This is a genomic window from Lacihabitans sp. CCS-44 (genome assembly GCF_024343735.1).
In the GTDB taxonomy this organism is placed as follows: Bacteria; Bacteroidota; Bacteroidia; order Cytophagales; family Spirosomataceae; genus Leadbetterella.
On record NZ_RJUE01000054.1, the window covers coordinates 15,700 to 37,384 of the forward strand.

Genomic DNA, 21,685 nt, shown 5'->3' on the forward strand with positions numbered 1-21,685 from the left:
ATTTTTTTTATTCAAAAATCTCGGTAAACTGAAATGTAGTACCATCAAAAAGCCCTTTATCTGATAACTTTAATGATGGAATAACCAACAAAGCCATAAAGGAAAGGCTCATAAATGGAGATCTGAGCGGACAATTTAGTTGGGTTTTGGTAAATTCATCTATCTGCGTATAGTCACTGGCCACTTCATAACCATCTTTGTCGCTCATTAGTCCCGCAATCGGTAAAGGCAAAACGCCCATTTTTTTATCCGCAACCACCGATATTCCACCTTTTTCTCTGACAATTAGATTTATGGCTTCTGCTATGTCCACATCACTGGAGCCTACCGCTATTATGTTATGAGAATCGTGAGCAACAGACGATGCTATGGCTCCGTTTTTTATCCCAAAACCATTTATAAAAGCTACAGTCGGCTTCGAATCTCTGTATCGATTATAAACCACCAACTTCAGGATGTCATTTTGAACTAAGTATTGAGAACCCTGTTGGGTTAATTCAAACAAAAAAGAGTCGGTAATTAACTGGCCATCATTTACTTTGATAGTTTTAATGCACTTCGATTCCTTCGGAATTTCAAGATTTAAGTCCTCAGCTTTGATAGGTTTTGCACTAAAATTATTAATTTTTTCTGCCTTAACATCGGGTATCAAAGTTTTACCTTTACTGGCCACCAATTCACCGTTGATGTAGGTAGAAATCACTTTGAATTCTTGTAGATTATTTACTTCAATGAAATCTGCCGTTTCTCCTTCACGTAACAAACCAACGTTTAGGTCGTAATGCCTAACTGGATTGAGTGATGCCATCCGAAGAACTTTAAATACATCTACTCCACTTTCTATGGCCCTTTTTACTAAAAGATTGATATGACCTTCGGCGAGGTCATCGGGGTGTTTGTCGTCAGAGCAAAACATCATTTGGGCCGAGTATTCATTGGCGAGCGGAATCAAATCATTGAAATTCTTCGCGGCACTTCCTTCTCGAATCAAAACCTTAACGCCCAAATCAAGTTTCTCTTTAGCCTCATCATAGCTAAAACACTCATGGTCAGTAGTGATTCCATGCAAAAAATACTGCTGAGCTTGTTCTCCTCTTAGCCCAGGAGCGTGTCCATCTATTGGTTTTTGGTATTTTTTAGCTATCGCTAACTTTGCCAAAACTTGCTCGTTTTCATAAATTACTCCAGGAAAATTCATCATTTCTGCCAAGTATCCAATTTTTGGATGAGCCATTAAATATTCAATATCTTTTTCAGAAACTAAGGCTCCTGCGGTTTCAAATTCTGTAGCAGGTACACATGAAGGAGCCCCAAAACAAAACTTAAAAGGGATTTTTTCGCCATTTTCAATCATAAATTCCACGCCTTTGGTTCCTAATACATTGGCGATTTCGTGTGGGTCGGAGACTGTACCTACTGTGCCGTGGACCACGGCAATTTTACCAAATTGACTTGGAGCGAGCATCGAACTTTCAATATGTACATGAGCATCCACAAAACCCGGAAGGAAATACGGTGCATCTGGCATTTCATCCTTGGTTTTTATGATATTAAAAATACGGCCTTCAAAAACGGATATTTCTCCAAAAAATATAGAATTGTCAAAAATGTTAACAATATTACCTTCGTATTTTTTCATCTGATTATTTTTTTCTAAAAGGTGCATGAAGCGAAGAAATTATCATTCTTTCTAAAGCTCCTGTACTTTTTAGTTTCATTCGAATTATATGCAAATAACAGAAATAGTCTTTCAGGCTCAAAATTTAACATCAATTTTAGTCAGAAAGAAACTTTTACATTAAGTATATTTACTTTTTTTATCAGGGGTTTTTACGCGTTTTATGTTTTAGTAATCACGTAAAAAATTGATTTTCAGGTAATTAAAAATAGGTATTCGTTTTGACTGTTTGGAGAACTGTTTTTTTAGGGTTAGATTTACTAATAACAAAACAAAATTTTTCAACATGGAAACAAAAGATAACAAAGCAAAAGTAAGTTCGACCTCGGGTGAATTCATAACCCTCGAAGAAGCTGTAGCTAAGCAAAAAAAACACTTGGAGCTTAGGAAAAGAGCCTTTAAAGAAGATGATCCAGTGCGATCACAATTTTTTGGGAAAGAGCACCTTATGGAAATATTAAAAAATGAAGATTGTGTAGGCATAAAAATTATATTTGGTTTGGAGGATGAGAAAACTCCCAATTTGGTATTAATTGGAGCGGATGAAAACCTCAAAAACCTAGCAAAAGATTCAACGGGATTGAAAGATCCTAATAGACCTTATTTATCAAATGGGCCAGGATGCCCCAATACATGCAATTGACTCAAATTATAAATGAAACCATAAGAATTGGTACTACATATCCAGAGTATGTGGTGGGGAGCTTAATGCCTTTATTGCCCTTAGCTGTTGGAATTTACAGGTTAAAATACACAAGTAAATCATCCAAATTTTTATTATTTTTTATTATTTTTTTTATTCTGAGTGACGTTCCCATGTGGATAACGGCTGCATTGAAAATTAATAATTTATTATATGGGCATACCAGACATTTTTTGATTTGCATATTTCTTCTCTTAACCTACTTTATTGGGCGAAAGAAAAAAAATGATAAAAAGATACTTTTGAGTTTCCTGTCAATTATGATAATTGTTATGTTTTTAGAGTTTTTTGGAATAATTGAAAATGGCCAACATAAATGGCTAATTGGCTTATTGTTAGGAAGTGTTTCTGTTTGGTATTTTGTTAGATTGTTGGATTATCCTAAAATAAAAGACATACTTAGCTACCCTTTTTTTTGGTTCAACTCGGGCATTCTTTTTTATTGTTTTAGTACAATTTTAATTTTCTTTTTTTTTAAATTCACAATAAAAGTAGATGTTTATAAACCAACTCACTTTTTGTTTCATAAGTTTTTGGAATACTTAACTTCGGTAATGTTTGTGCTTTTCGCTATTGGTTTCTGGAATTTGAAAAAGAACGCCCAAATTAAAAATAAATGAAGTTCTCTGTAGAAACATATTTGATTTTAGGTACTTCAATGCTCGTTTTTTTTATACTCTCTTTTATAGTTTTTGTGGTTTATTATCAGAGAAAACAATTCAGACTGGAAATAAAACAAAATGAGGAAAAACAAGTAATTGAATTGGAGTTTCAGAGGAAATTGCTTGAAAACTCTATGGAAGTACAAGAAATTGAACGCAGACGATTGGCCAAAGATTTGCACGACGAGGTGGGTGCCTTGCTTTCGGTACTTAAAATGGGCAACAATCAACTGGTGAAAAAAGAAGTTGAAGACGAATCTATCAAAAAGTTGGTTAACAATAACAAAGAACTCATTGACGAATCAATTGGTTTGGTCAGGAGCATTTCTAAAGATTTGGTGCCGCAAACGCTCGAAAACTTCGGACTGATTCATGCCATTGAAGAGTTTTTTCACAAAATCGAGAAAAACTCTAGTATTGAATTTAAATTTTTATATAAAAACATCTCAGAAAAAAGTAGATTCGCTCCGAAGGTCGAACTATCTGTTTTTAGAATAATTCAAGAACTTTCAAACAATGCCCTTAAGCATTCTGAAGCTTCGAAGATAGATTTGATTCTTAATTTTGAAAACAACACTTTGTTCTTGATATTTGCTGATAATGGAGTTGGGTTTTCAATAGAAAACGTTCTCAGAAATCCAAACGGCGGCCTAGGAATCAGAAATATTGAAAGTAGATTGTCCATCATTAATGGGGTCATAAAAATTCTAAATCCCGAAAAAGGAACGAGATTTGAAATAGAAATAAGCGACTGTCATGAAAAAAATTAAAATAGCCTTGGTAGATGACCATAAGCTCTTTAGAAAAGGTTTGATGTCTATACTCCAACAAAATGAGGACTTTGAGGTCCTTTTTGATGCTGTCAATGGCCGGGAGTTTTTAGATCACCCACTGCTCAATGAAGTAGAGGTGGTTCTTTTGGATATTCAAATGCCTGAGCTTGACGGCATAGCCACTACCAAACTATTACGTGATTACAACCAAGATATTAAAATTATCATACTTTCCATGCACGATGAAGACCAGTTTATACTTCATTTGATGGAAATCGGAGCAAATGGCTACCTCCTTAAAGATACCGATACAGATGAAGTAGTTTTGGCCATTAGAAAAGTACAAGATTCTGGGGTGTATTTTTCGGATTTTGTGAGCCGAGTGATGCTCCGTAAAATGAATAAAAGCACACAGACTCCTAATAGGATTTTTAATTATAAAACCGACCTTTCCACAAGGGAGTTAGAGGTTTTAAAACACATCTGCGAAGGCCTTACTACTACCGAAATTGGCGACAAAATGTGTATCAGTCCAAGAACAGTTGAAGGGCACCGATTAAGAATTATGGAAAAACTGGGTGTAAATAACACTGCAAAACTGGTTGCATTTGCCATAAAAAATGATTTGGTTGATTAAAGCATTGCTGTAGCTTCTATTTCTACTAAATACTTGTCATCAATAAGCTTTGATACTTCTATCATGCTTGTGACTGGCTTTATATTGGCAAACATTTCTCCATGAGCCTTTCCGATCTTCTCCCAATTGCTTATGTTAGTACAAAATATTCTGGTTCTGACTACATTTTCTAATTTTGCACCTAACTGCCCAAGGGTGTTTTCTAATTTCATGAGGATGAATTTAGTTTGCAGATACTCATCACCTTCTCCAACAATTTCACCGCTGTGATCTGTAGAAACAGTTCCGCTAACTTCGATTGTATCACCAATTTTAACTGCACGGCTATATCCCACAATGTCTTCCCATTTTGAGCCAGAAGATAAATTCACTCTTTTCATGATTGGTACTAATTTTTACAAAAATATATTTTTTTTAACCAAAAACTAAAATCTTAGTAAAAATTAATAAATGAATAATCTGAAGCGGTTGCTGATATTTTAAAGTTATAAAATTTAATTGTTAATTAGCTCATCTAAAATTCTAAGTAAGGCTCAATTTTTAAAATAGTTGCATCGTCGAGAATCTTGATTTCTTTCAAATCCTCTGCATTTTTAAAGTTGCCGTGTTGTTTTCTATAGGCAACAATTACTTTCACTTGGTTGAACTTAAGGTAAGGGTGTCTGAAATTATCCAATTCATTTATCCTAATCTTTTTTATTTGTGAACCCATTATAGCAACTTTCTTCAATTCGGGCAAAATGGAAGGGTCAATTCCGTAAGTTTCTCCAACTTGGTCTATCGAATGAAAACCACCTAATATATCGCGATATTTAATGATTCTGTTCGCATACACTTTTCCAATTCCTCTTATTTGCATCAGTTGAGAGGTGTCAGCGGTATTAATATCAAATTTACTGATACTAAATTCCTTCTTTGTATAAACTGGCTTTGTATAAACTGGCGTCTTAGGTTCTGTAAAAACTCGTTGCTCATCAAAATCTACAACTTTTTTATCCATTTTTGAGGGAAGCAAAACTAGATTTTCTATTTCACCATATAAATCTGGTTTCATAGAATAGATTTTCAACAAATCTTCTTTATACTTAAATTTCCCACCTTTACTTCGATATTTTATAATCGTTTTGGATAGGTATTTTGGAAAACCCAGTCTTGTTAGTTGATCTTCGGAAGCAATATTTGGATCAAATTTAAATTTTTCAAACTTCTTTGCATATTTTTTATTGGTATTATAATCTACCCAATTACTTTTTCTCTCTTCAGTTATAGGAATTTCTGTTTCGCCATAATCTTCAATAAGGATTTTACTCTGTTTGTTTACAGTGGAGGCAGAATAAGAATAATAAAGTAAGATATTGATTAGAATAATCGTAAAGAAAATCAAAGCACTTTTGGCTTCGTTGTGAGTGAGTTCGAAATGCTCCCTTAATGAGTTTATAAGTCGCTTCATGTGAATTTATTAAAAAAACCTTCACTAAATTAGTAAAGGTTTTTAATAATTCAAAGCAAGTTTTATTTTTTGAATTCTATTTTTGATATTCCGAATAAAGGTTTGCCTTCAGCATTTTCATTTTTGAAAATAAAGAATATATCTTCTGTTTTTGGGAACCCTCTGGGTAATGTGACTTCTTTAGGCTCCATACTACCTGCATTTATGGAGGTGCTACCTATCAAAAGACCATTGGAACTACCCAATCTAATTTCAATGCTGCCCCCAACTGTTTGACCAGCTTGAGAAAATGCCGAGATAGAAATTTTGCTAATTCCTGTGAGGTCTATTTTTTCATACAATGCATAAGAATTGTGATTGGCTATGAGCAAATCGCCCACTGGAGCTAATGTGAATTTCTGTGTATTTTCAGTTTTGTCGTAAGCTTGAGCATTCATAATAGGTGTTTTAACGGCCACAGATTTTGAACTGGTGATAGAACCAATAACCTTTCCGCCTTTATCTGTATACGAAGCCTGAATGATGTAGGCACCCTCTTTCTTTGCTTTATGGTCACTGGCCTTAAAACTTCCAGAAATTGGCTTTGAAGTTACCTTTGGGTCTTTTATAGATAGGATATAGTCAACAATCTCTTTGGCCTCTGTTTGACCCAATTGTGGGTGAGCAGCCATAGCTTGCTCGCCCCAAACACCTCCACCACCTGAGATGATTTTGTTGGCCAAAATTGTTATGTTGGTAGCATTTTTTGGATATTTATCTGCAATGTCATAATAAGAAGGTCCGATAGATTTTTTATCCTTAGAATGGCAGGCAGCACAATCGCTTTTTTCGATGTGTCTTTTGCCAGTCATGAAAGATTCGTTTGATTTATGTCCTTGCTCAAGCACGGTTTTGTCATAACCCTCTAGGTAATTTATGCTTACCATTACATCTTCAGGATTTATTCCTCTGATAAGACTGCCATCTTCTTTGTCAAATACTGTAACTTCGTAATCAATGGTTTCGTCAAGAACGAAAGATTTGTTAGACTTAATTTTGATATCCACAACAGGCACTGCATTGCCGACTTTTATTCTAACTATTTCATTGTTTTCGTTTCCTTCCGAATCCTTCACAGTAAGATTTACATCATAAACACCTGGTTTAGTGAATACAACAGAAGGATTGGCCAGTTTTGAGTTTGGAATTGATTTGCCAAAAGTCCAGTCATAAGAAATCCTGTCGTTGTCATAATCTAAGGTACCTTCGGAACTAAACTTTACGGTTAATGGAGCGGCACCTTCTGTAACATTTGCTTCAACTTTTACCACTGGCTTTCTGTTTCCAGCGTTGTACTCAATCATCGAAAGTTGAGCTTCTTCATTTTGAGCAAACCAATTCATGCCATATTCCAAGGTGTACAGAACTCCATTTTGACCAAATGCCATATCCATGGGATGATAGAATTTTGTATTTGGCATAAATCTCTCCATACCAGCGTAGTTTCCATCTTTGTCTAGCGTCACTGCTATTATCCAATCTCTCATCCATTCATAGGCGAAGAATTTGTTATCGAAATAGTTTGGAAACTTTCCATCAGAATTTTTGTATTCTTCGGAGTGATAAACAGGACCACCCATTGGATTTGCACCACCTTTTTCCATTAACGGGAATTCTTTAGAATCTCCATAACCATACCATATCATTGGTTTTTGGGTAGGAGGTAGGTTTTTTAGACCCGTATTGTGTGGAGAAAGATTTAGAGGTTTTAGTGGGTCAAAAAGTTCGCCAGGTTTTTTTGTTTCAAAATCGTAAGCTCTGTAAGGCGTATTATTTCCTGCAAAAATCGGCCATCCAAAAAAACCTGGTTTACGAGCTTGATTAAATTCCACATATCCCTCTGGTCCTCTTTCTGGATTGCTTTTACCGGCATCCGGACCAATCTCTCCCCAATATAAAAACCCAGTTTTTTTATCAACTGAAATTCGATAAGGGTTTCTGTTTCCCATTACATAAATCTCAGGCCTTGTTTTTTCCATTCCGTTGGGGAATAAATTTCCTTCAGGTATGGTATATGTTCCATCATTTTCTGGATGAATCCTTAAAATTTTTCCTCTCAAGTCGTTTGTATTTCCCGAAGTACTCAAGGCGTCCCATCCTTGGCGACCTTCTCTGAAATCAATCGGTGCGTAACCATCTGAAGCAAATGGGTTGGTGTCGTCACCAGTAGATAGGAAAAGATTTCCCTTTGCATCCCAATCTATTGATCCTCCTGTATGGCAGCATTCATCTCTTTTGGCGTGTACTCGCAAAACTATTTTTTCAGTACTAATCAACACCGTATCCGCATTTTGATCATAGGTAAATCTCGACAAGAAATTATCTTTGTGTTGATCAGTTTCTGGTGAATAATAAAAGTATAACCAGTTATTATTCTCAAAATTTGGATCTAGACTAACCCCCATTAATCCATATTCAAACTTTTTATATACATTAAGTTGCCCTACGAGCTTTGTTTCTTTGGTTTTTGGATTCCAAAGTTTTATAGCTCCCTTTCTTTCCACAAAAATTACTTTGCCATTTGGCATTACGGCCAATTCTGTTGGTTCATCCAGATTTTTAACCAATGTTGTTTTTATGAATCTGTTTTCTTCCGGAGCTCTTTGGGTTTTCGCTTTAGTATAATCAAGTTTGCTGGCCCAAGCCCATTTCAGCCCTTCGCTAATGTGTTTGGTCATCAAGGGTTCGCTAAAAGTGGCTGGAGTATGTCCAAAATTGCTGTAGAAAGACTTTCCACCGTCAAATTCATGATACCAAGACATTGGATGGAAATCTCCCATTTTTCCCTCTTTGTAGGATTTTTCATCCACTTTTATTAAAAACTTGAGTTTATCAGTCTTAAGAGACTTAAAGTCGTAAAATTCGTCTTCACGTTCAAATGTTTCGGGCAAATGTGCGGTAGATGGGTGATTTTTGTCGATAACCATCATTTTGCCATTTTGTACATTGGATACGTTTCTTCCAGGATGGCTAGCAAAGTACCCACCCATTAAGTCATTGTACCAAGGCCAGTTATATTCTGTATCTGAAGCAGCATGTATGCCCATATATCCGCCACCTGACTGTATATATCTTTCAAAATCAGCTTGTTGAGCCGGATTTAGAACATCCCCTGTAGTGTTAAGAAATACCACAGCATTGAATTTTTTTAAATTCTCCTCTTTAAAGTCATCCGCATTTTCTGATAATACAACTTTGATTCCGTTGGTTTTTCCTAGATTTTCAAAAAACTCTTTGCCTTCTTTTATTGAAGCATGTCTGAATCCTGCCGTTTTTGAAAATACTAAAATTGAATTTTGTTGAGCAAAAAGTTGAATGCTAGTAAATGCGGTTAATAGAAAAAGGTTGAATTTTTTAGACATGTTTAGTAATTGATTTTATGACAAATATATTTACAAACGAAAGAAACTAAAGGGATTTTCATAAAAAAAACCACTGAGGTAGCTCAGTGGTTTTTAAATTTCTTTTTTTTAAATCAAATAGATTCTTCGATGTCTCTGTATTTAACTACCAACTGGTCGTTAAGGAATTCTTCCAAGGCCACACTAGTTGGCTTAGGTTGTCTTTCATAGAATTTTGAAATTTCTATTTGCTCTCTGTTTTCAAATATTTCTTCTAAGTTGTCAACACTTGAAGCAAACTCGCTCAATTTCTGAGTTAGTTCTTCTTTTGTTTTTATAGCAATTTGCTGAGCTCTTTTCGAAACCACAAATACTGATTCATAAACGTTACCCGTTTTAGCTGCTAATACGTCAGTGTCACGAGTTACTATTGATGCGTTTATTGCCATGGTATATATTTTTAAAATTTATTTTTCGAGGTGCAAAATTAACTTAAATTATTGAACAATAAGCATAAATGCTTAAGATTTCTCTTTTTCTATTAGTTTTTTTGCTTCTTCTATTTCTTTTTCTGTTTTAGCTACTTTTTCCAGCCCTTTCAAAGACTTCTCATAGATTTTATCTAATTCTTTCAAATATTTACTATTTGGATATTTGTCTATGAATTTTTCGTGAAGATTTATGGCTTCATTGTAGCGTTCTCTCTGCTTTATAAAATAACTTACGTCTGACAATTCTTGCTGAGCCAAAATCTGTAAATAACTCAACTCTTCGTTGAATTTTGAATCAGGAAAGTCTTTTCTGAAATTTTCAACACTTACAACTGTAGCTTTATAATTACTTCTTCCCAAGAAAGATGGCTCTCTGGTTTTGAAATAAAGCTTTGCTTTTTCGTAAGCTTTAAGTTCGAGCCTAAACCTTAGGTCATTTAAGTCTTGCGAGCATTTCTTGGCATATTTGCTATCTGGATAGGTATTTATGAAAGTTTGCAAAGCATCTATCGCAGTTAGTGTGTTGGTTTGGTCAAGGTTATGAGGCGGTGCATCTTTGAACATCGAGAAAGCATACATATAATAGGCTTCTTCAGCAAACTCACTATTGTTGTAAGTAGCATAAAATGTCTTAAACAAATAGCTACTCATTTGATAATTGCTCTGGTAGTAGTTGCAATAAGCATTGTAAAATTGGGCTCTTTCAGAGGTGCTATCTCCTTTCAGTAAGGGCGTTATCTCTTCTAACAAAACACCAGCTTTATAATAATCAGCTTTTTGGTAATAATCTATAGCAGCTTTATATTTTTCGTCAACAGTGCCTTTTTTCTGTAGTTGATTGAATTTTTTTGAACAAGAAAGTTGGAAAAGGCTAAAGGCTAGAACGATAACTAAAAATCTCACGTGTAATAATTTCATTTTACAAAACTACGAATTCTATCAGCAATAAAACGTTTTAGAAATAGAAAAATTGGACTAAAGCAGAAAATTAAATTAATTGTGTCTCACCAAAAGCTTTTTGGTGGAGATTTTTTTACCATCAATTATGAGTTGATACATGTAAATACCAGATTCCCAGTTGGAAGTATTGATTTTGAGTTTCTCCGAATATTTGCCTAGTGGATACTCTGCAACTTGTTTTCCTAATAAATTAAAGAAGGAAACGTTTGCCGAATTGAAATTTCCATTTACTGAATAGTCCAAATAGGCATAGTCGTTGGCAGGATTTGGATAAATGTTGGAAACTTTAATCTTATCCGCAGCACTTTCTTGAATTGGACTGGCAACTGATTTACTGTCAATATTTTTGGAATTATTGCTTATGAGCAAATCTCTATAAAACTGCGTGTAATTGTTTTTGGAATTGAACGATATACCCTTTGACAATGTGCTGTTTTTTGCTAGCAAGGAATTGGAGATTATCGTCTTTTTAGGAGATTGACCAATATTTAGCCTCGATTCGTCTTTCTGACCAAAAGCGAAGCCGGTGACCAATATGGTCATAAGCAAAGCAGTTGATATTTTAGAAAGTATATTCAACGAAGTAAAGTTTAATCTATAAAAAATTATTTTTTACAAAAGTATAATAAAAAAACCTATTGTTTTATGTATTAGACGTTATTTTTTGTTAAAAGGTTGCCCCTCGACATAAAAAAAACTAAAATATTGTCTAAATCTCTAAAAATTTAACAAAAATTATTCCAAAATGTTTAATATGAGCGGCTTATCAACAAGAAATTTTTCCAACTCTTGTTGCATGCCTTCCTCCCTCAAACTCAGTATTTATAAACGTTTTGGCAAATTCTAAAGCTTCCTCGGGAGAAATAAATCTAGCTGGCAAACACATTACATTGGCATCATTGTGCATTCTAATGAGTTTCACTACTTCTTTATTCCAAGCCAAACCAGCTCTAATACCTTGATGTTTGTTGGCTGTCATACATACGCCATTTCCGCTTCCACAGATCAAAATTCCCAAATCATATTTTCCATCTTCTATGGCTTGTGCCAATGGATGTGCTGTTTCAGGATAGTCTATTGAAGCTGTGGTATATGGCCCAAAATCTGCAGTCTCAAAGTTTTCTGTTTGTAACCATTTTAAAATCAGTTGTTTATATTCAAATCCTGCGTGATCTCCACCAATAGCAATTCGTAATGACATTTTGTAAGCGTTTTTTTTATGCAAATATAATATTTAGGAGAGTTGGGTCTGTTTAAAACTAAACTTATTTGTTCTTTTAGAACTTAAAATTCTAGAATCTCAAATTGATAACTGAAACTTAGAAAAGCAAATCAAGCCCTAACGCTTCTTTTAGTTTCCAAATACTAGGATTTTTTTCAGCCATAGATTCGAATTTTTCTTGCTCTGTTCGAGGTTTCGCTTTGGTCTCTTCGGCTGTTATTGTGGCGTCTATTTGAATATCAGAGTTGTGAAGTTTTTTCCTAAGAAAGTCAGTTAAGTCTTGCCTGATTTCGAAGAAAATGTCGAACAAGATTTTATTGGGCAGTTTAAAGCTTAAATTATTTTTAATTAGATCAAAATCTCTGGTAACCACCATCTTCTCCGTTTGGGTATTTCTACCGTCCGCAAAATCCGCTAAAACTCCGATTGCCATCGCTTTGGTGAATTCTTTGGCTTGATGAACTGACGAACTGTGTCCTGTGGAGATTTCAGTTAAAGTATCTTGAGCCACTTCTTCTTCCATTGCCAAAACGGATTTAAAAGACTTCAGCCCAGTTTTCTTTATTGGATTTACAGAATTTGAAACATTTGTTTGGGTCTCAGAAGGATACTTTGTTTTAGTTTCAAACGTTTGTTTGGTGGCTTCTTCAATCGAAGTTGTGGTGTTTTTTACACCCCCATCAACTTTTTTTTTTGACCATCACCATCTGGAAGGTCTGCCAAGTTTAATACTGCATTGATTTGTGAGAGTTTCAATAAACCAATTTCAACGTGTAATCGCTGATTTTTGGCTGATTTAAAGTTGATGTCTATGTTGGAACCCACACTCAAAGCCGACATCAAGAATCCTGTAGAGATCCTTTTGCCTTGCTCAATATATTTTTGTTTGATGGAGTCAGATAGTTCTAGGATTTCGAGGGTTGAAGGTTCTTTGCTAACCAGAATATTTCTAAAGTGTTCATTCAGACCTACCACAAATTGGTGAACATCAAAACCTTTGGATATGATTTCATGTAAGATCAGAAGCACTTGGGTGATATTTCCTTCATGCAGAACATCCAACATTCTTAGGTAATAATCATAGTCAAGAACGTGTAGGTTTTCTAAAACGTCTTTGTATGATAATTTTCGGTCTGATGAGAATGTGACATTGAGATCAAACATGGATAGTGCGTCTCGAAGTCCACCATCTGCTTTTTGGGCGATGAGTTCAAGAGCTTCAACTTCAAAACCAATATCTTCTTTGTCTGCAATTTTGGCCAGATGATCTGCCATATCTTTGATTTGAATTCTATTGAAATCAAAGATTTGACATCTACTCAAAATCGTAGGCAGTATTTTGTGTTTTTCTGTGGTAGCCAATATAAAAATGGCATAAGAAGGCGGTTCTTCAAGGGTTTTAAGGAAGGCATTGAATGCCGCCTGAGACAACATGTGCACCTCATCTATTATATAAACCTTATATTTTCCATCTTGTGGAGGGAAACGCACTTGGTCTATCAAGTTTCGTATATCTTCTACCGAGTTGTTTGATGCAGCATCTAATTCATGAATATTAAATGATGCGTTTTGGTCGAAATTTCTACACGACGAACATTTATTGCAAGGTTCGGTGTGTTCGTTTACATCCAGGCAGTTGATGGTTTTTGCTAAAATCCTTGCACAAGTAGTCTTTCCAACACCTCGTGGACCAGTAAATAGAAATGCTTGAGCTAACTGATTGGATTTTATGGCGTTTCGTAGCGTGGTGGTAATGTGCGACTGCCCAACAACCGAGTCGAACGTGACTGGGCGATATTTACGAGCAGATACTACGAAATTTTCCATGTGGCAAAGATATAAAAGAAATTGGATTTGAATAAAAACTTTTTGACTGGAGGGAATATTACTAAAAAAAATACCAACCGACGTGGTTGGCATTTTTCTCTTCAAAATCTGAAGATATATTTCATGGTTGAATAAATGATATACAAATGTATGTGTACCAAATTATTGCGGTCGAGCTATTCTATTAAAAACTTGTTTTGAAAGATGATTGAGAGTATTGTATCGACAAGCGATTTTAAAATAAGACTATTTCTTTAAAAAGTATTCAATTATTGATTCATGTTGCTTTCACAAAAACGGCCTTTTGATTGTCGGTTTTGTTGATTGTTTTTAAAAACTCAATCCATTTGGCGTAATCGGCCTTAGAATAATTCCCACCACATATTTTGAGCAATCTTTTATGTTGGATTTTACCATCAACTACCGTTGTAGTTGATTTGTACTCACCAAAAACTTCTTTTAAGCTGATTTCTTTAGGTAAAAATTCTACATTGTAACCAACCGGGATTTCAATTTCAATATTGTCTTCATCAAAAAAACTCTCAGAATTCGGATTCAGGAAAAGGTTTGTTTTTCTTTCTTCTGACTCTGTCATAACTACTTGATAGCGTGTCATAATGTTAGGCTTTACAAATAGTCTTTTGCCACTTGTAGTAGCGTACCTACTGGCCAAGAGTTCGATTTCTTCGTTGAGTTTTGGCAGAGCTGTTTTTTGTCCTGAAAGGCTAAAATTTGAAATTTCAAAATTAGGAAGGTTTAAAGCTTTATGAAGCCATTGTTTTTGCTCTGTTTGGCTTAAATTTTCCATTACTGAGTTTCTGGTTTCTTGCTGCACACCAGTGTAGTTTGATTTTACACTTATTTGGGCATCTCCATTTTCGATTATTTTAGCACTTATTTCTCTCTTTTGGATATTTCTCTCCGGCTGATAATTTACAGTATTTACCAGCTTACCTTCATTTTCTTTGACCAAAAGTGCCTTTCTGTTGCCAGTGAATGAACCCATATAACCGCTAGGATTGGTTTGGCTGGTGCATTCGAGCCAAACGGTATCTTTTTGAAGTGGCACACAAGCTATAACGTGGTTGAACCTCGACATTGGGAAGTCCTCAAATCTTTCGTTATTGTTGCCATCTCTACCACCATATATTAGTGCTGGGTAACCCTTTATTCCAACTTGTTTGAGTAAGGCCAAAGTGTAGTTAGTCAGTGCTTTACAATCTCCATAGCCTTTTGTGGCTACTTGCTCTGCTGTCATACTTTGCCAGCCTCCAACACCCAAAGAAATAAGAAAATATCGGGTACTCGACTGCATAAATTTATACACCTTATCTATGATTTTTTTTGGATCTTTTTCGTTTCCTATTTCAGTCTTGAGTTTTTCTACGGTTGCTTTTGGAAGAATATCTCTGCCTTTGTTTAGTGTGGTGTAAAAATTTGCGATATCATTCCAGTTTTTCGAAGGACCAGAATAGTCTCCCATGGTGTACTGAACAGAAGCCAAGTAAAGTATTGGTGTGTTTTCATGGACAGAAAACTCCTCGTATTTTACAGGTTCTAAATCTTTTGCTTCCCAAGTTTCCTCATGGTATTTTCCGTCAAAATGTTTTTTTGAAGCTTTGGGTAGATTGACTTCCTTTTTTCTGTAGCCGTTTGCATCAAATGTCTTCACCGTAAATCTCGCATATTGTACACCTACTTTTTCATAGCTCTGTAAATGCCATGAAGGGAAAAAGAAGGTATTGGTCGATTCTTCCTCAAAACTAAATTCTACAGTGTAGGGAAGAGGATAATATTTTTTATCAAATTTTGCTGTTTTCTTTTTACTATCAGTAATGTATTCTGAAAAACTTGAAAGCCCAATGTCTTCAATATCAGATGGTTTTAGTTTTTTTAGAAGTTTGCCAGATTGGTCATAAATACTGCCCTCTATTTTCTTTATTTTTTCGAAATTATTGTAATAGGCATCAAAAGTAGCATGGTCATCTTCGCCCGTTTCCGTAAAAACAGTAACCGCCCAATGTCGTTTGGTGATTATTTTGGAGTAGCTTTCGATAATGAAGTCTGTTTCATCAAATCGCACTACTGCATCTGCATTTTCTTTTATTTTTTGAGGGATTTGCGAAATTGAAAAGTCGTTTTGACAAAATCCGCCAAAGCATGTCAAAAAGAGAAAGGCTGTTTGGATGTATTTATTCATATCTATGTTTTTTAAAAGCGGGAATGCTCTGATTTTTTATGAGTTATAAATTTTCATGTTTGGATTTTTTTTATTTCTTCTTCAATACAATCTGTTCATCATGTTTTTGGACGATTCTGTTAAAAAGTTCTTTGAGCTCGTGATATTGTTCGGCAAAGTACATTGGATTTTTTATGACCATTCTACTCACCAAGTTGATTTTGTTATTGATAGAATCATACGTACAGCTGTAAATAAACTGTGCACTTTTGTCAGCCAAAACGGTATTTGTACTTTTAGGAAGTGATTCTATAATATAGTCTTTAGGTACTTCGAAGTTAAGGATATATACGTTTTCTGTACTATAACCAAAGTCCACTGGATACAACCTTTCGGGTTGTTTAAATGGGTTCTCTTTTACTTTGTTACTGAATATCGGATTGATATAAAGCATATCTTCAGCTGTAACTTCTTCATTTGACTCAAAATTAAAAGTGATTAGGTTTGTTTTTTCTTGCTCCTCTAGGTTAGTCAAACTTAGGTTGTTCAGGGCAATATCGGTATATTCCTTTCTGAAATCTTCTTTCATTTTTTCTAAACCTTTTTCTACAAAATCGCTACGATTGCTATATCCGGCATATCCGAAGTGGTTCTGTACTATTTTACCTGTGATTTTATTCTTGGTAAAATCGATTTTGGCTTCCACAGTTTCGTTGATTCTTTGTTTTTCGGTGGGATTAAGGTCTACGAATTGTCCGCTAGACGAATTTATCTCAAATCCTTGCCCGTTTAAACAGTTGAAAGGAAGCATACCCAGTTTTAGGCTTTTGTCGCTAATGTCTAGGTGAATGAATTTACCGTCGAGTTCAACACGGCAGATCAAATAGTTGAACCTATCAAGCAATGGAAATAATTCATTGATTTTGCCATGGTCTCTTGTACTTAATATCACTGGATTGGCCTTGAAGTCAAGCTCTTGTAGCAAGGCTGTAAATAGAAGGTTTTGTTCGCTCGAACTGCCTTTTTTATTTTCCCAAACTTTTTTTAAGTCTTCACAGTAGATGCTGTTGTATTCGTCGCTATTGGTAAACTGTCTGTTCAGATAATAGTACACTTTTTCTAACCTTTCTTTTTTGTCAGAAAAAACTGAGAATTTCTCTTTTAAGTCTTTTAAATAATTGCTTTTGCGGAGTCTAACACCAAAATAATCACTGTCCATCAAATATTTGTTGATATCTGGCCATGTCATTGATTTTTTTACGGTCATTTGGTCAGGCAATGAAACACTCGAAAGTTCGAAGTCAACCTTAGAAATGTAATTTTTCTTGCTGCTAACAAATGCCTCTTCTTTGAATGCCGGAGCATCTTTGACTGCGAATGTGTACTTTATTCCATTGGTGTTTAATTTAGTATGTCCAAAGTCTACTGAGACTTTTTCCTGCTCGGTTATGGCCAGTTGGAGGTAACCACCCAAGTTTACTTGATAGTAAAAGTGAGAAGGAATAGTAATGACGTATTCGCTCCACAGTGCTGGTGTAGAACCTTGGAAATTCCATGTATCGGGTTTGTTGCTTACTACAAGCGGCGAGGTCATGGTATAGCTGTACTCTATGATTGATCCTTCTTTTATTTTCGGAAACGAGATTTTGGTCTGAAAGTATTTATCTTTCATTTTTTCCTCGAAATAGTCTTTTTTAGTGAGTTCGAGCTTATTGACTGAACCATTTTCTAACCAATAAGTGGCACCTTTAATACGTACAATGATTTGACTAGACTCGTGGTTGTTGCGGTAAGTTTGTATGGCAATGGTACCGGCCGAAAGTGCAGAGGCTTTTAGTATTTTTTTTCTAACGTGAACCGTCGATTCTATATAAAATCCGTGTGTTTCGTCATAACGAAAATCTACGTCGCATTTTTCATACAAAATGACCGCATCTGCAGTGGAGTCTATCTCGTATTTTGATTTTTTTAGGTCGTCTAGGCTCACGCTACCGAATTTTACATTGGGTTTTTGAGCTTTGGTTGTCAAGGAGGATAAAGTCAAAAGAATGACGATAAGGGCTTTGGGATAATTGAGCATGGAATACTTAAATTTTATTTGGGATTTGTAAAAACGCAAAAAAACTCTAGCAAAAATTTTACCAGAGTTTTTTAGAGACAGAAAAATATAATTTTTCTAGATTTTCAAACCTTTCATAAAGACCGCATCGTTTTTCATAGATGTGATAGAATCTACCGGATATTGTTCTTGTTCAACTAGATAATACTTCATTCCGTTGTCTTTGGCGGCTCTTAAAAGCTTGGCGTAGTCTATAATACCATCCGCAAGATCGGTTTGCTTAGGTTTTGGGTCTTTTTCTACCAATTGTTTTACGTGACAAAGTTCGTATCTGTTGCCGTATTGTTTGAGGTGGTCTATGGTGTTTTCGCCAGCAGCCTCGCTCCAACACATATCCAATTCGTAACAAACAAGACTAGGGTCTGTGTTGTCCAATAGCACTTTTTGACCCTTAAGGCCATTTACAAAAGCAAAAGAGTAGGAGTGGTTGTGATAACCAAATTTCAAGCCGTATTTTTTGCACAATTCGCCTCTCATATTAAACTCAGAGGCCTTTTGTTTCCAAGCGTCAAGGTCTTTTTGCGGGCCAATTGCTGGACAAATTATGTATTCTAAACCAACCTTGGCGGCTTTTTCGACCAAGGCTTCGTTGATATCGGCCAAGCCAAGATGTGTACTTATCATTCTAACATCTATGTCTTTCAGAAAACGCACCGCCTCATCGGCCGACATTCCCCAGAATGGGTCTTTTGAGTAAGATTCAAATAATTCATATCCCATTTTGGCCAGGGCCTCCATGGTACCTTTGGCGTTTTTTGGCATCAAGTCTCTGACACTGTAGAGTTGGCAGCCAAAGGTCTTGAGTTTTTTGGCAGCGAAAATGTCTGTGCCAACCATGGTGGCCGCACTTAAAGCGATTGTTTTTTGTAAAAAATCTCTTCTATTCATCTTGTAAGGTCGAAATTTAAGGGTTAATATTAATCTCAGTGTTCAAATAGATTACCAAGACCACCTAAAACAGAGCCGCTTTCTTTGCTTGCGTTTCCGCCATAAGGCGACAGTCTTTGTATAAGTTTAGATATTGGAAGCGATTGTATCCAGACTTTGCCAGTTCCGCTCAAAGTAGCCAAAAACATGCCTTCGCCACCGAAAATCATTGACCGAAGGCCTCCAGCACTCTGAATATCGAAGTTGAGCTGCGGTTCATAGGCTACCAAACATCCTGTATCTAGTCTTAGCACTTCGTTGTTGAGCGTTTTTTCAATAACCACACCGCCCGAATGAATGAAAGCGAGGCCATCGCCTTGAATTCTTTCTAGGATAAACCCTTCACCGCCGAATAAACCCGCTCCAAATCTTTTGTTGAAATGAATGGAGATACTCGTACCCATGGCCGCACAAAGAAATGCATCTTTTTGTACAATGAGTGTGTTTTGGTTGATGGTAGCTAAGTCAACAGCCTTTATAGTGCCGGGATAAGGTGCTGCAAAGGCTACTTTTCTTTTGCCCACGCCGCGGTTGGTGAAGTGGGTCATAAACAAAGACTCGCCCATCAAAAGTCTTGAACCGGCTTGAAACATTTTGCCCAAAATACTTTGATTGGCCTGTGAACCGTCGCCCATTTTGGTTTCGAAACTTATGCCGTCTTCCATAAAAAGCATCGATCCTGCCTCGGCTATTACGGTTTCGTTGGGGTCAAGCTCTATTTCGACTACTTGTATATCTTCTCCTAAGATTTTATAATCTATTTCATGACTTCTCATCTTCTTTCAAATGTTTTAGTTTTTTATCTTCTACTTTATTGTTCAAAAAATCGTTGATTTTCTCAATATTATACGACATCTGGATTTCTCCAAATGAGTTGATGGTAACGTCAAAACCTTCGAGGTCTTTGTGTACTTTCGGTAGCTCTACTTTTTCTTTTACTTTTTTTGCCATTTTAGCTTTTCTAATTTGAAACAAAAATACAAGATTTCTTTATTTAGAGCTTGGAATGCTATTTTTTCTTTTCCATTAAATATTCGTTAAGTTTATTAAATTTTTTTAAAAATATAATTCATAAATAAACTTTTGTGCTTAATATTATAGTTTGAAATGCTGGGGCAATATTTTGGATAACATCGAGATTCATTGTTTCAGAAATTCTTTAACAAAATACTATTCAATCAAACAAATATGGAAAAAAAGATTCTAGAAAAAGGACGGAGGGACTTTTTGAAAACTGGCCTTGTGGCTGCGAGTTCGTTCTTCATTGTGCCTCGCCATGTGTTGGGCAAAGGCTTCAAAGCCCCAAGTGATAAACTTAATCTAGCAGCAATTGGTGCTGGTGGTAAAGGTCGCTCGGATATTTTTAACGCCTATAATAATGGTGCAGAAAACGTAGTTGCTCTTTGCGATGTAGATCCGGGTCAATGTAAAGCGGCTATCGATAAATTCCCGAAAGCCAAGCTCTATTCTGATTTCAGGGTGATGTTGGAGCAAATGAAAGGAGATATTGATGGCGTGACGATTTCGGCACCTGATCATATTCACGGTGTGGCGGCTATGGCAGCCATGCAAATGGGCAAGCATGTTTATGTGCAAAAACCGCTTACTCATAACATTTACGAAACTCGAATGCTGACAGAAGCAGCGAGGAAATACAAAATCGTAACGCAAATGGGTAATCAGGGAGCTTCAAATCCTGGTCAACAACAAATGATAGAATGGCATAAAAAGGGACTAATTGGTACGGTAGATACTGTATATGTATGGACCAACAGACCTGTTTGGCCACAAGGAATTCCGGTACCGAGTACTAAGCCCGAGTTGCCAGATACAATGAGCAAAGCCAATTGGGATTTGTTTATAGGACCGGCTGATTATGTGGACTATCACCCGCTTTATCATCCATTCAAATGGAGAGGTTGGTGGAATTTTGGTACTGGTGCTTTAGGCGACATGGGATGTCACCTAATTGACCCTCCATTCAGAGTTTTGGAATTGGGTTACCCAACCGAAGTTGAATGTAGCGTTGGTCAAGTTTTCTTGAAAGATTGGCAAGCAGAATATATTCCTGAAGGATGTCCGCCGTCGTCTCATGTGCAGTTGAAGTTTCCTGCATCGAAGAAAAACAAGAAGGATATCAAAATGATTTGGACAGATGGTGGCGTAAGACCATTCCATCCAGATTTGATTCCGGCGAATGATTCTATTGGTGAGAACGGTAGTGCAAATGGCGTGATGATAATAGGTTCTAAGGGTATTATGACTTGTGGAACCTATGGACTTGTACCAAAAGTGTACAAAAACAACGGAGATGTTTTGGAAATGCCTAAGGATTTTAAAACCTCCAATCCTAACGAGAAATTGCCAGAATATGGCCATCAGGTTTCATGGTGCGACGCCATTAAAGAAGGTTTTGGTGGTAAAAAACACCAAGCTTTGACTTCGTCTTTTGATTATTCTGGACCTTTGACTGAAACCGTTTTGATGGGTAACTTGGCCATAAGAAGCTATCAATTAGGCAAAAAGAAAACAGGTGGGGCCGCAGGTATGGATTTTGACGGTCGCAAGAAATTGCTTTGGGATGGTAACAACATGAAAATCACCAACTACGACGAGGCCAACCAGTTTGTGGCTCGTAACTACCGTGAAGGTTGGAAAACGATTTGATTTTGGTGGA

Annotated in this window: 18 protein-coding genes and 1 pseudogene; 4 read left to right on the forward strand and 15 right to left on the reverse strand. The window is 36.0% G+C overall.

Annotation, left to right across the window (positions count from 1 at the left end; translation table 11 throughout):
* Positions 1-7: 7 nt before the first annotated feature.
* Positions 8-1,639 carry an adenine deaminase gene (gene ade / locus EGI26_RS09480; protein WP_255077890.1) on the reverse strand — a complete coding sequence of 544 codons (1,632 nt, stop codon included), beginning with the start codon at positions 1,637-1,639 and terminating at the stop codon, positions 8-10.
* Positions 1,640-1,964: 325 nt separating this feature from the next.
* Here ade and EGI26_RS09485 point away from each other — a divergent pair, with 325 nt between their 5' ends.
* From EGI26_RS09485 to EGI26_RS09495, 3 genes are all read left to right on the forward strand, one after another.
* Positions 1,965-2,321: a hypothetical protein gene (locus EGI26_RS09485; RefSeq protein ID WP_255077891.1), complete on the forward strand. Its 357-nt coding sequence runs from the start codon at positions 1,965-1,967 to the stop codon at positions 2,319-2,321.
* Positions 2,322-2,997: 676 nt separating this feature from the next.
* Positions 2,998-3,813 (forward strand): sensor histidine kinase, encoded by an 816-nt coding sequence (locus EGI26_RS09490; protein ID WP_255077892.1) that lies wholly within the window; start codon positions 2,998-3,000, stop codon positions 3,811-3,813.
* Positions 3,800-4,453: a response regulator transcription factor gene (locus EGI26_RS09495; RefSeq protein ID WP_255077893.1), complete on the forward strand. Its 654-nt coding sequence runs from the start codon at positions 3,800-3,802 to the stop codon at positions 4,451-4,453. The genes EGI26_RS09490 and EGI26_RS09495 overlap by 14 nt, the downstream gene beginning before the upstream one ends.
* Here the strand turns inward: EGI26_RS09495 and EGI26_RS09500 are convergent.
* The 14 genes and pseudogenes from EGI26_RS09500 to EGI26_RS09565 form a co-directional block, all read right to left on the reverse strand.
* Entirely contained in the window at positions 4,450-4,833 is a 384-nt protein-coding gene (locus EGI26_RS09500; protein WP_255077894.1) for a RidA family protein, read from the reverse strand. The two genes, EGI26_RS09495 and EGI26_RS09500, sit on opposite strands and share 4 nt — an antisense overlap.
* 134 nt (positions 4,834-4,967) lie before the next feature.
* The gene (locus EGI26_RS09505) at positions 4,968-5,903 is read right to left on the reverse strand and encodes a helix-hairpin-helix domain-containing protein (RefSeq protein WP_255077895.1); all 936 of its coding nucleotides are present in this window, start codon (positions 5,901-5,903) and stop codon (positions 4,968-4,970) included.
* A 62-nt stretch (positions 5,904-5,965) separates the two neighbouring features.
* Complete coding sequence (locus EGI26_RS09510; RefSeq protein ID WP_255077896.1) at positions 5,966-9,304, reverse strand: ThuA domain-containing protein; 3,339 nt, start codon at positions 9,302-9,304, stop codon at positions 5,966-5,968.
* A gap of 113 nt (positions 9,305-9,417) precedes the next feature.
* The gene (locus EGI26_RS09515; protein WP_255077897.1) at positions 9,418-9,732 is read right to left on the reverse strand and encodes a DNA-directed RNA polymerase subunit omega; all 315 of its coding nucleotides are present in this window, start codon (positions 9,730-9,732) and stop codon (positions 9,418-9,420) included.
* A 72-nt stretch (positions 9,733-9,804) separates the two neighbouring features.
* Entirely contained in the window at positions 9,805-10,692 is an 888-nt protein-coding gene (locus tag EGI26_RS09520; protein ID WP_255077898.1) for an outer membrane protein assembly factor BamD, read from the reverse strand.
* A gap of 75 nt (positions 10,693-10,767) precedes the next feature.
* Positions 10,768-11,277: a T9SS type A sorting domain-containing protein gene (locus EGI26_RS09525; protein WP_255077899.1), complete on the reverse strand. Its 510-nt coding sequence runs from the start codon at positions 11,275-11,277 to the stop codon at positions 10,768-10,770.
* A gap of 223 nt (positions 11,278-11,500) precedes the next feature.
* The gene (gene rpiB / locus EGI26_RS09530; RefSeq protein WP_255077900.1) at positions 11,501-11,935 is read right to left on the reverse strand and encodes a ribose 5-phosphate isomerase B; all 435 of its coding nucleotides are present in this window, start codon (positions 11,933-11,935) and stop codon (positions 11,501-11,503) included.
* A gap of 118 nt (positions 11,936-12,053) precedes the next feature.
* On the reverse strand, positions 12,054-12,479 hold the full coding sequence (locus EGI26_RS09535; protein WP_255077901.1) for a hypothetical protein: 426 nt from the start codon (positions 12,477-12,479) through the stop codon (positions 12,054-12,056).
* Between the two features lie 182 nt (positions 12,480-12,661).
* Positions 12,662-13,783, reverse strand: a pseudogene (locus EGI26_RS09540) (DNA polymerase III subunit gamma/tau); the annotation flags it as partial.
* 277 nt (positions 13,784-14,060) lie between these two features.
* Positions 14,061-15,983, reverse strand: a complete 1,923-nt coding sequence (locus EGI26_RS09545; RefSeq protein ID WP_255077902.1) for a DUF3857 domain-containing protein — start codon at positions 15,981-15,983, stop codon at positions 14,061-14,063.
* A gap of 70 nt (positions 15,984-16,053) precedes the next feature.
* Positions 16,054-18,042, reverse strand: a complete 1,989-nt coding sequence (locus tag EGI26_RS09550; RefSeq protein WP_255077903.1) for a DUF3857 domain-containing protein — start codon at positions 18,040-18,042, stop codon at positions 16,054-16,056.
* A 96-nt stretch (positions 18,043-18,138) separates the two neighbouring features.
* Positions 18,139-18,969 (reverse strand): sugar phosphate isomerase/epimerase, encoded by an 831-nt coding sequence (locus EGI26_RS09555; protein ID WP_255077904.1) that lies wholly within the window; start codon positions 18,967-18,969, stop codon positions 18,139-18,141.
* Positions 18,970-19,004: 35 nt separating this feature from the next.
* Positions 19,005-19,784, reverse strand: a complete 780-nt coding sequence (locus EGI26_RS09560; RefSeq protein WP_255077905.1) for a TIGR00266 family protein — start codon at positions 19,782-19,784, stop codon at positions 19,005-19,007.
* Positions 19,771-19,959, reverse strand: coding sequence for a hypothetical protein (locus EGI26_RS09565; protein ID WP_255077906.1), 189 nt, complete (start codon positions 19,957-19,959; stop codon positions 19,771-19,773). Before EGI26_RS09565 ends, EGI26_RS09560 begins: the two co-directional genes overlap by 14 nt.
* 237 nt (positions 19,960-20,196) lie before the next feature.
* On the opposite strand from EGI26_RS09565, the gene EGI26_RS09570 reads away from it, so the two are divergent.
* Positions 20,197-21,675 (forward strand): Gfo/Idh/MocA family protein, encoded by a 1,479-nt coding sequence (locus EGI26_RS09570; RefSeq protein WP_255077907.1) that lies wholly within the window; start codon positions 20,197-20,199, stop codon positions 21,673-21,675.
* Positions 21,676-21,685: the final 10 nt, after the last annotated feature.

Excerpts from the sequence above, each read along its gene's own strand:
- EGI26_RS09525 (WP_255077899.1), bottom strand. The coding sequence starts at position 11,277 with ATGACCATATTGGTCACCGGCTTCGCTTTTGGTCAGAAAGACGAATCG.
- EGI26_RS09535 (WP_255077901.1), bottom strand. The coding sequence starts at position 12,479 with ATGGAAGAAGAAGTGGCTCAAGATACTTTAACTGAAATCTCCACAGGA.
- EGI26_RS09495 (WP_255077893.1), top strand. The coding sequence starts at position 3,800 with ATGAAAAAAATTAAAATAGCCTTGGTAGATGACCATAAGCTCTTTAGA.
- EGI26_RS09570 (WP_255077907.1), top strand. The coding sequence starts at position 20,197 with ATGGAAAAAAAGATTCTAGAAAAAGGACGGAGGGACTTTTTGAAAACT.
- EGI26_RS09565 (WP_255077906.1), bottom strand. The coding sequence starts at position 19,959 with ATGGCAAAAAAAGTAAAAGAAAAAGTAGAGCTACCGAAAGTACACAAA.
- ade (WP_255077890.1), bottom strand. The coding sequence starts at position 1,639 with ATGAAAAAATACGAAGGTAATATTGTTAACATTTTTGACAATTCTATA.
- EGI26_RS09560 (WP_255077905.1), bottom strand. The coding sequence starts at position 19,784 with ATGAGAAGTCATGAAATAGATTATAAAATCTTAGGAGAAGATATACAA.
- rpiB (WP_255077900.1), bottom strand. The coding sequence starts at position 11,935 with ATGTCATTACGAATTGCTATTGGTGGAGATCACGCAGGATTTGAATAT.
- EGI26_RS09520 (WP_255077898.1), bottom strand. The coding sequence starts at position 10,692 with ATGAAATTATTACACGTGAGATTTTTAGTTATCGTTCTAGCCTTTAGC.
- EGI26_RS09485 (WP_255077891.1), top strand. The coding sequence starts at position 1,965 with ATGGAAACAAAAGATAACAAAGCAAAAGTAAGTTCGACCTCGGGTGAA.
- EGI26_RS09510 (WP_255077896.1), bottom strand. The coding sequence starts at position 9,304 with ATGTCTAAAAAATTCAACCTTTTTCTATTAACCGCATTTACTAGCATT.
- EGI26_RS09505 (WP_255077895.1), bottom strand. The coding sequence starts at position 5,903 with ATGAAGCGACTTATAAACTCATTAAGGGAGCATTTCGAACTCACTCAC.
- EGI26_RS09550 (WP_255077903.1), bottom strand. The coding sequence starts at position 18,042 with ATGCTCAATTATCCCAAAGCCCTTATCGTCATTCTTTTGACTTTATCC.
- EGI26_RS09555 (WP_255077904.1), bottom strand. The coding sequence starts at position 18,969 with ATGAATAGAAGAGATTTTTTACAAAAAACAATCGCTTTAAGTGCGGCC.
- EGI26_RS09515 (WP_255077897.1), bottom strand. The coding sequence starts at position 9,732 with ATGGCAATAAACGCATCAATAGTAACTCGTGACACTGACGTATTAGCA.
- EGI26_RS09500 (WP_255077894.1), bottom strand. The coding sequence starts at position 4,833 with ATGAAAAGAGTGAATTTATCTTCTGGCTCAAAATGGGAAGACATTGTG.
- EGI26_RS09545 (WP_255077902.1), bottom strand. The coding sequence starts at position 15,983 with ATGAATAAATACATCCAAACAGCCTTTCTCTTTTTGACATGCTTTGGC.
- EGI26_RS09490 (WP_255077892.1), top strand. The coding sequence starts at position 2,998 with ATGAAGTTCTCTGTAGAAACATATTTGATTTTAGGTACTTCAATGCTC.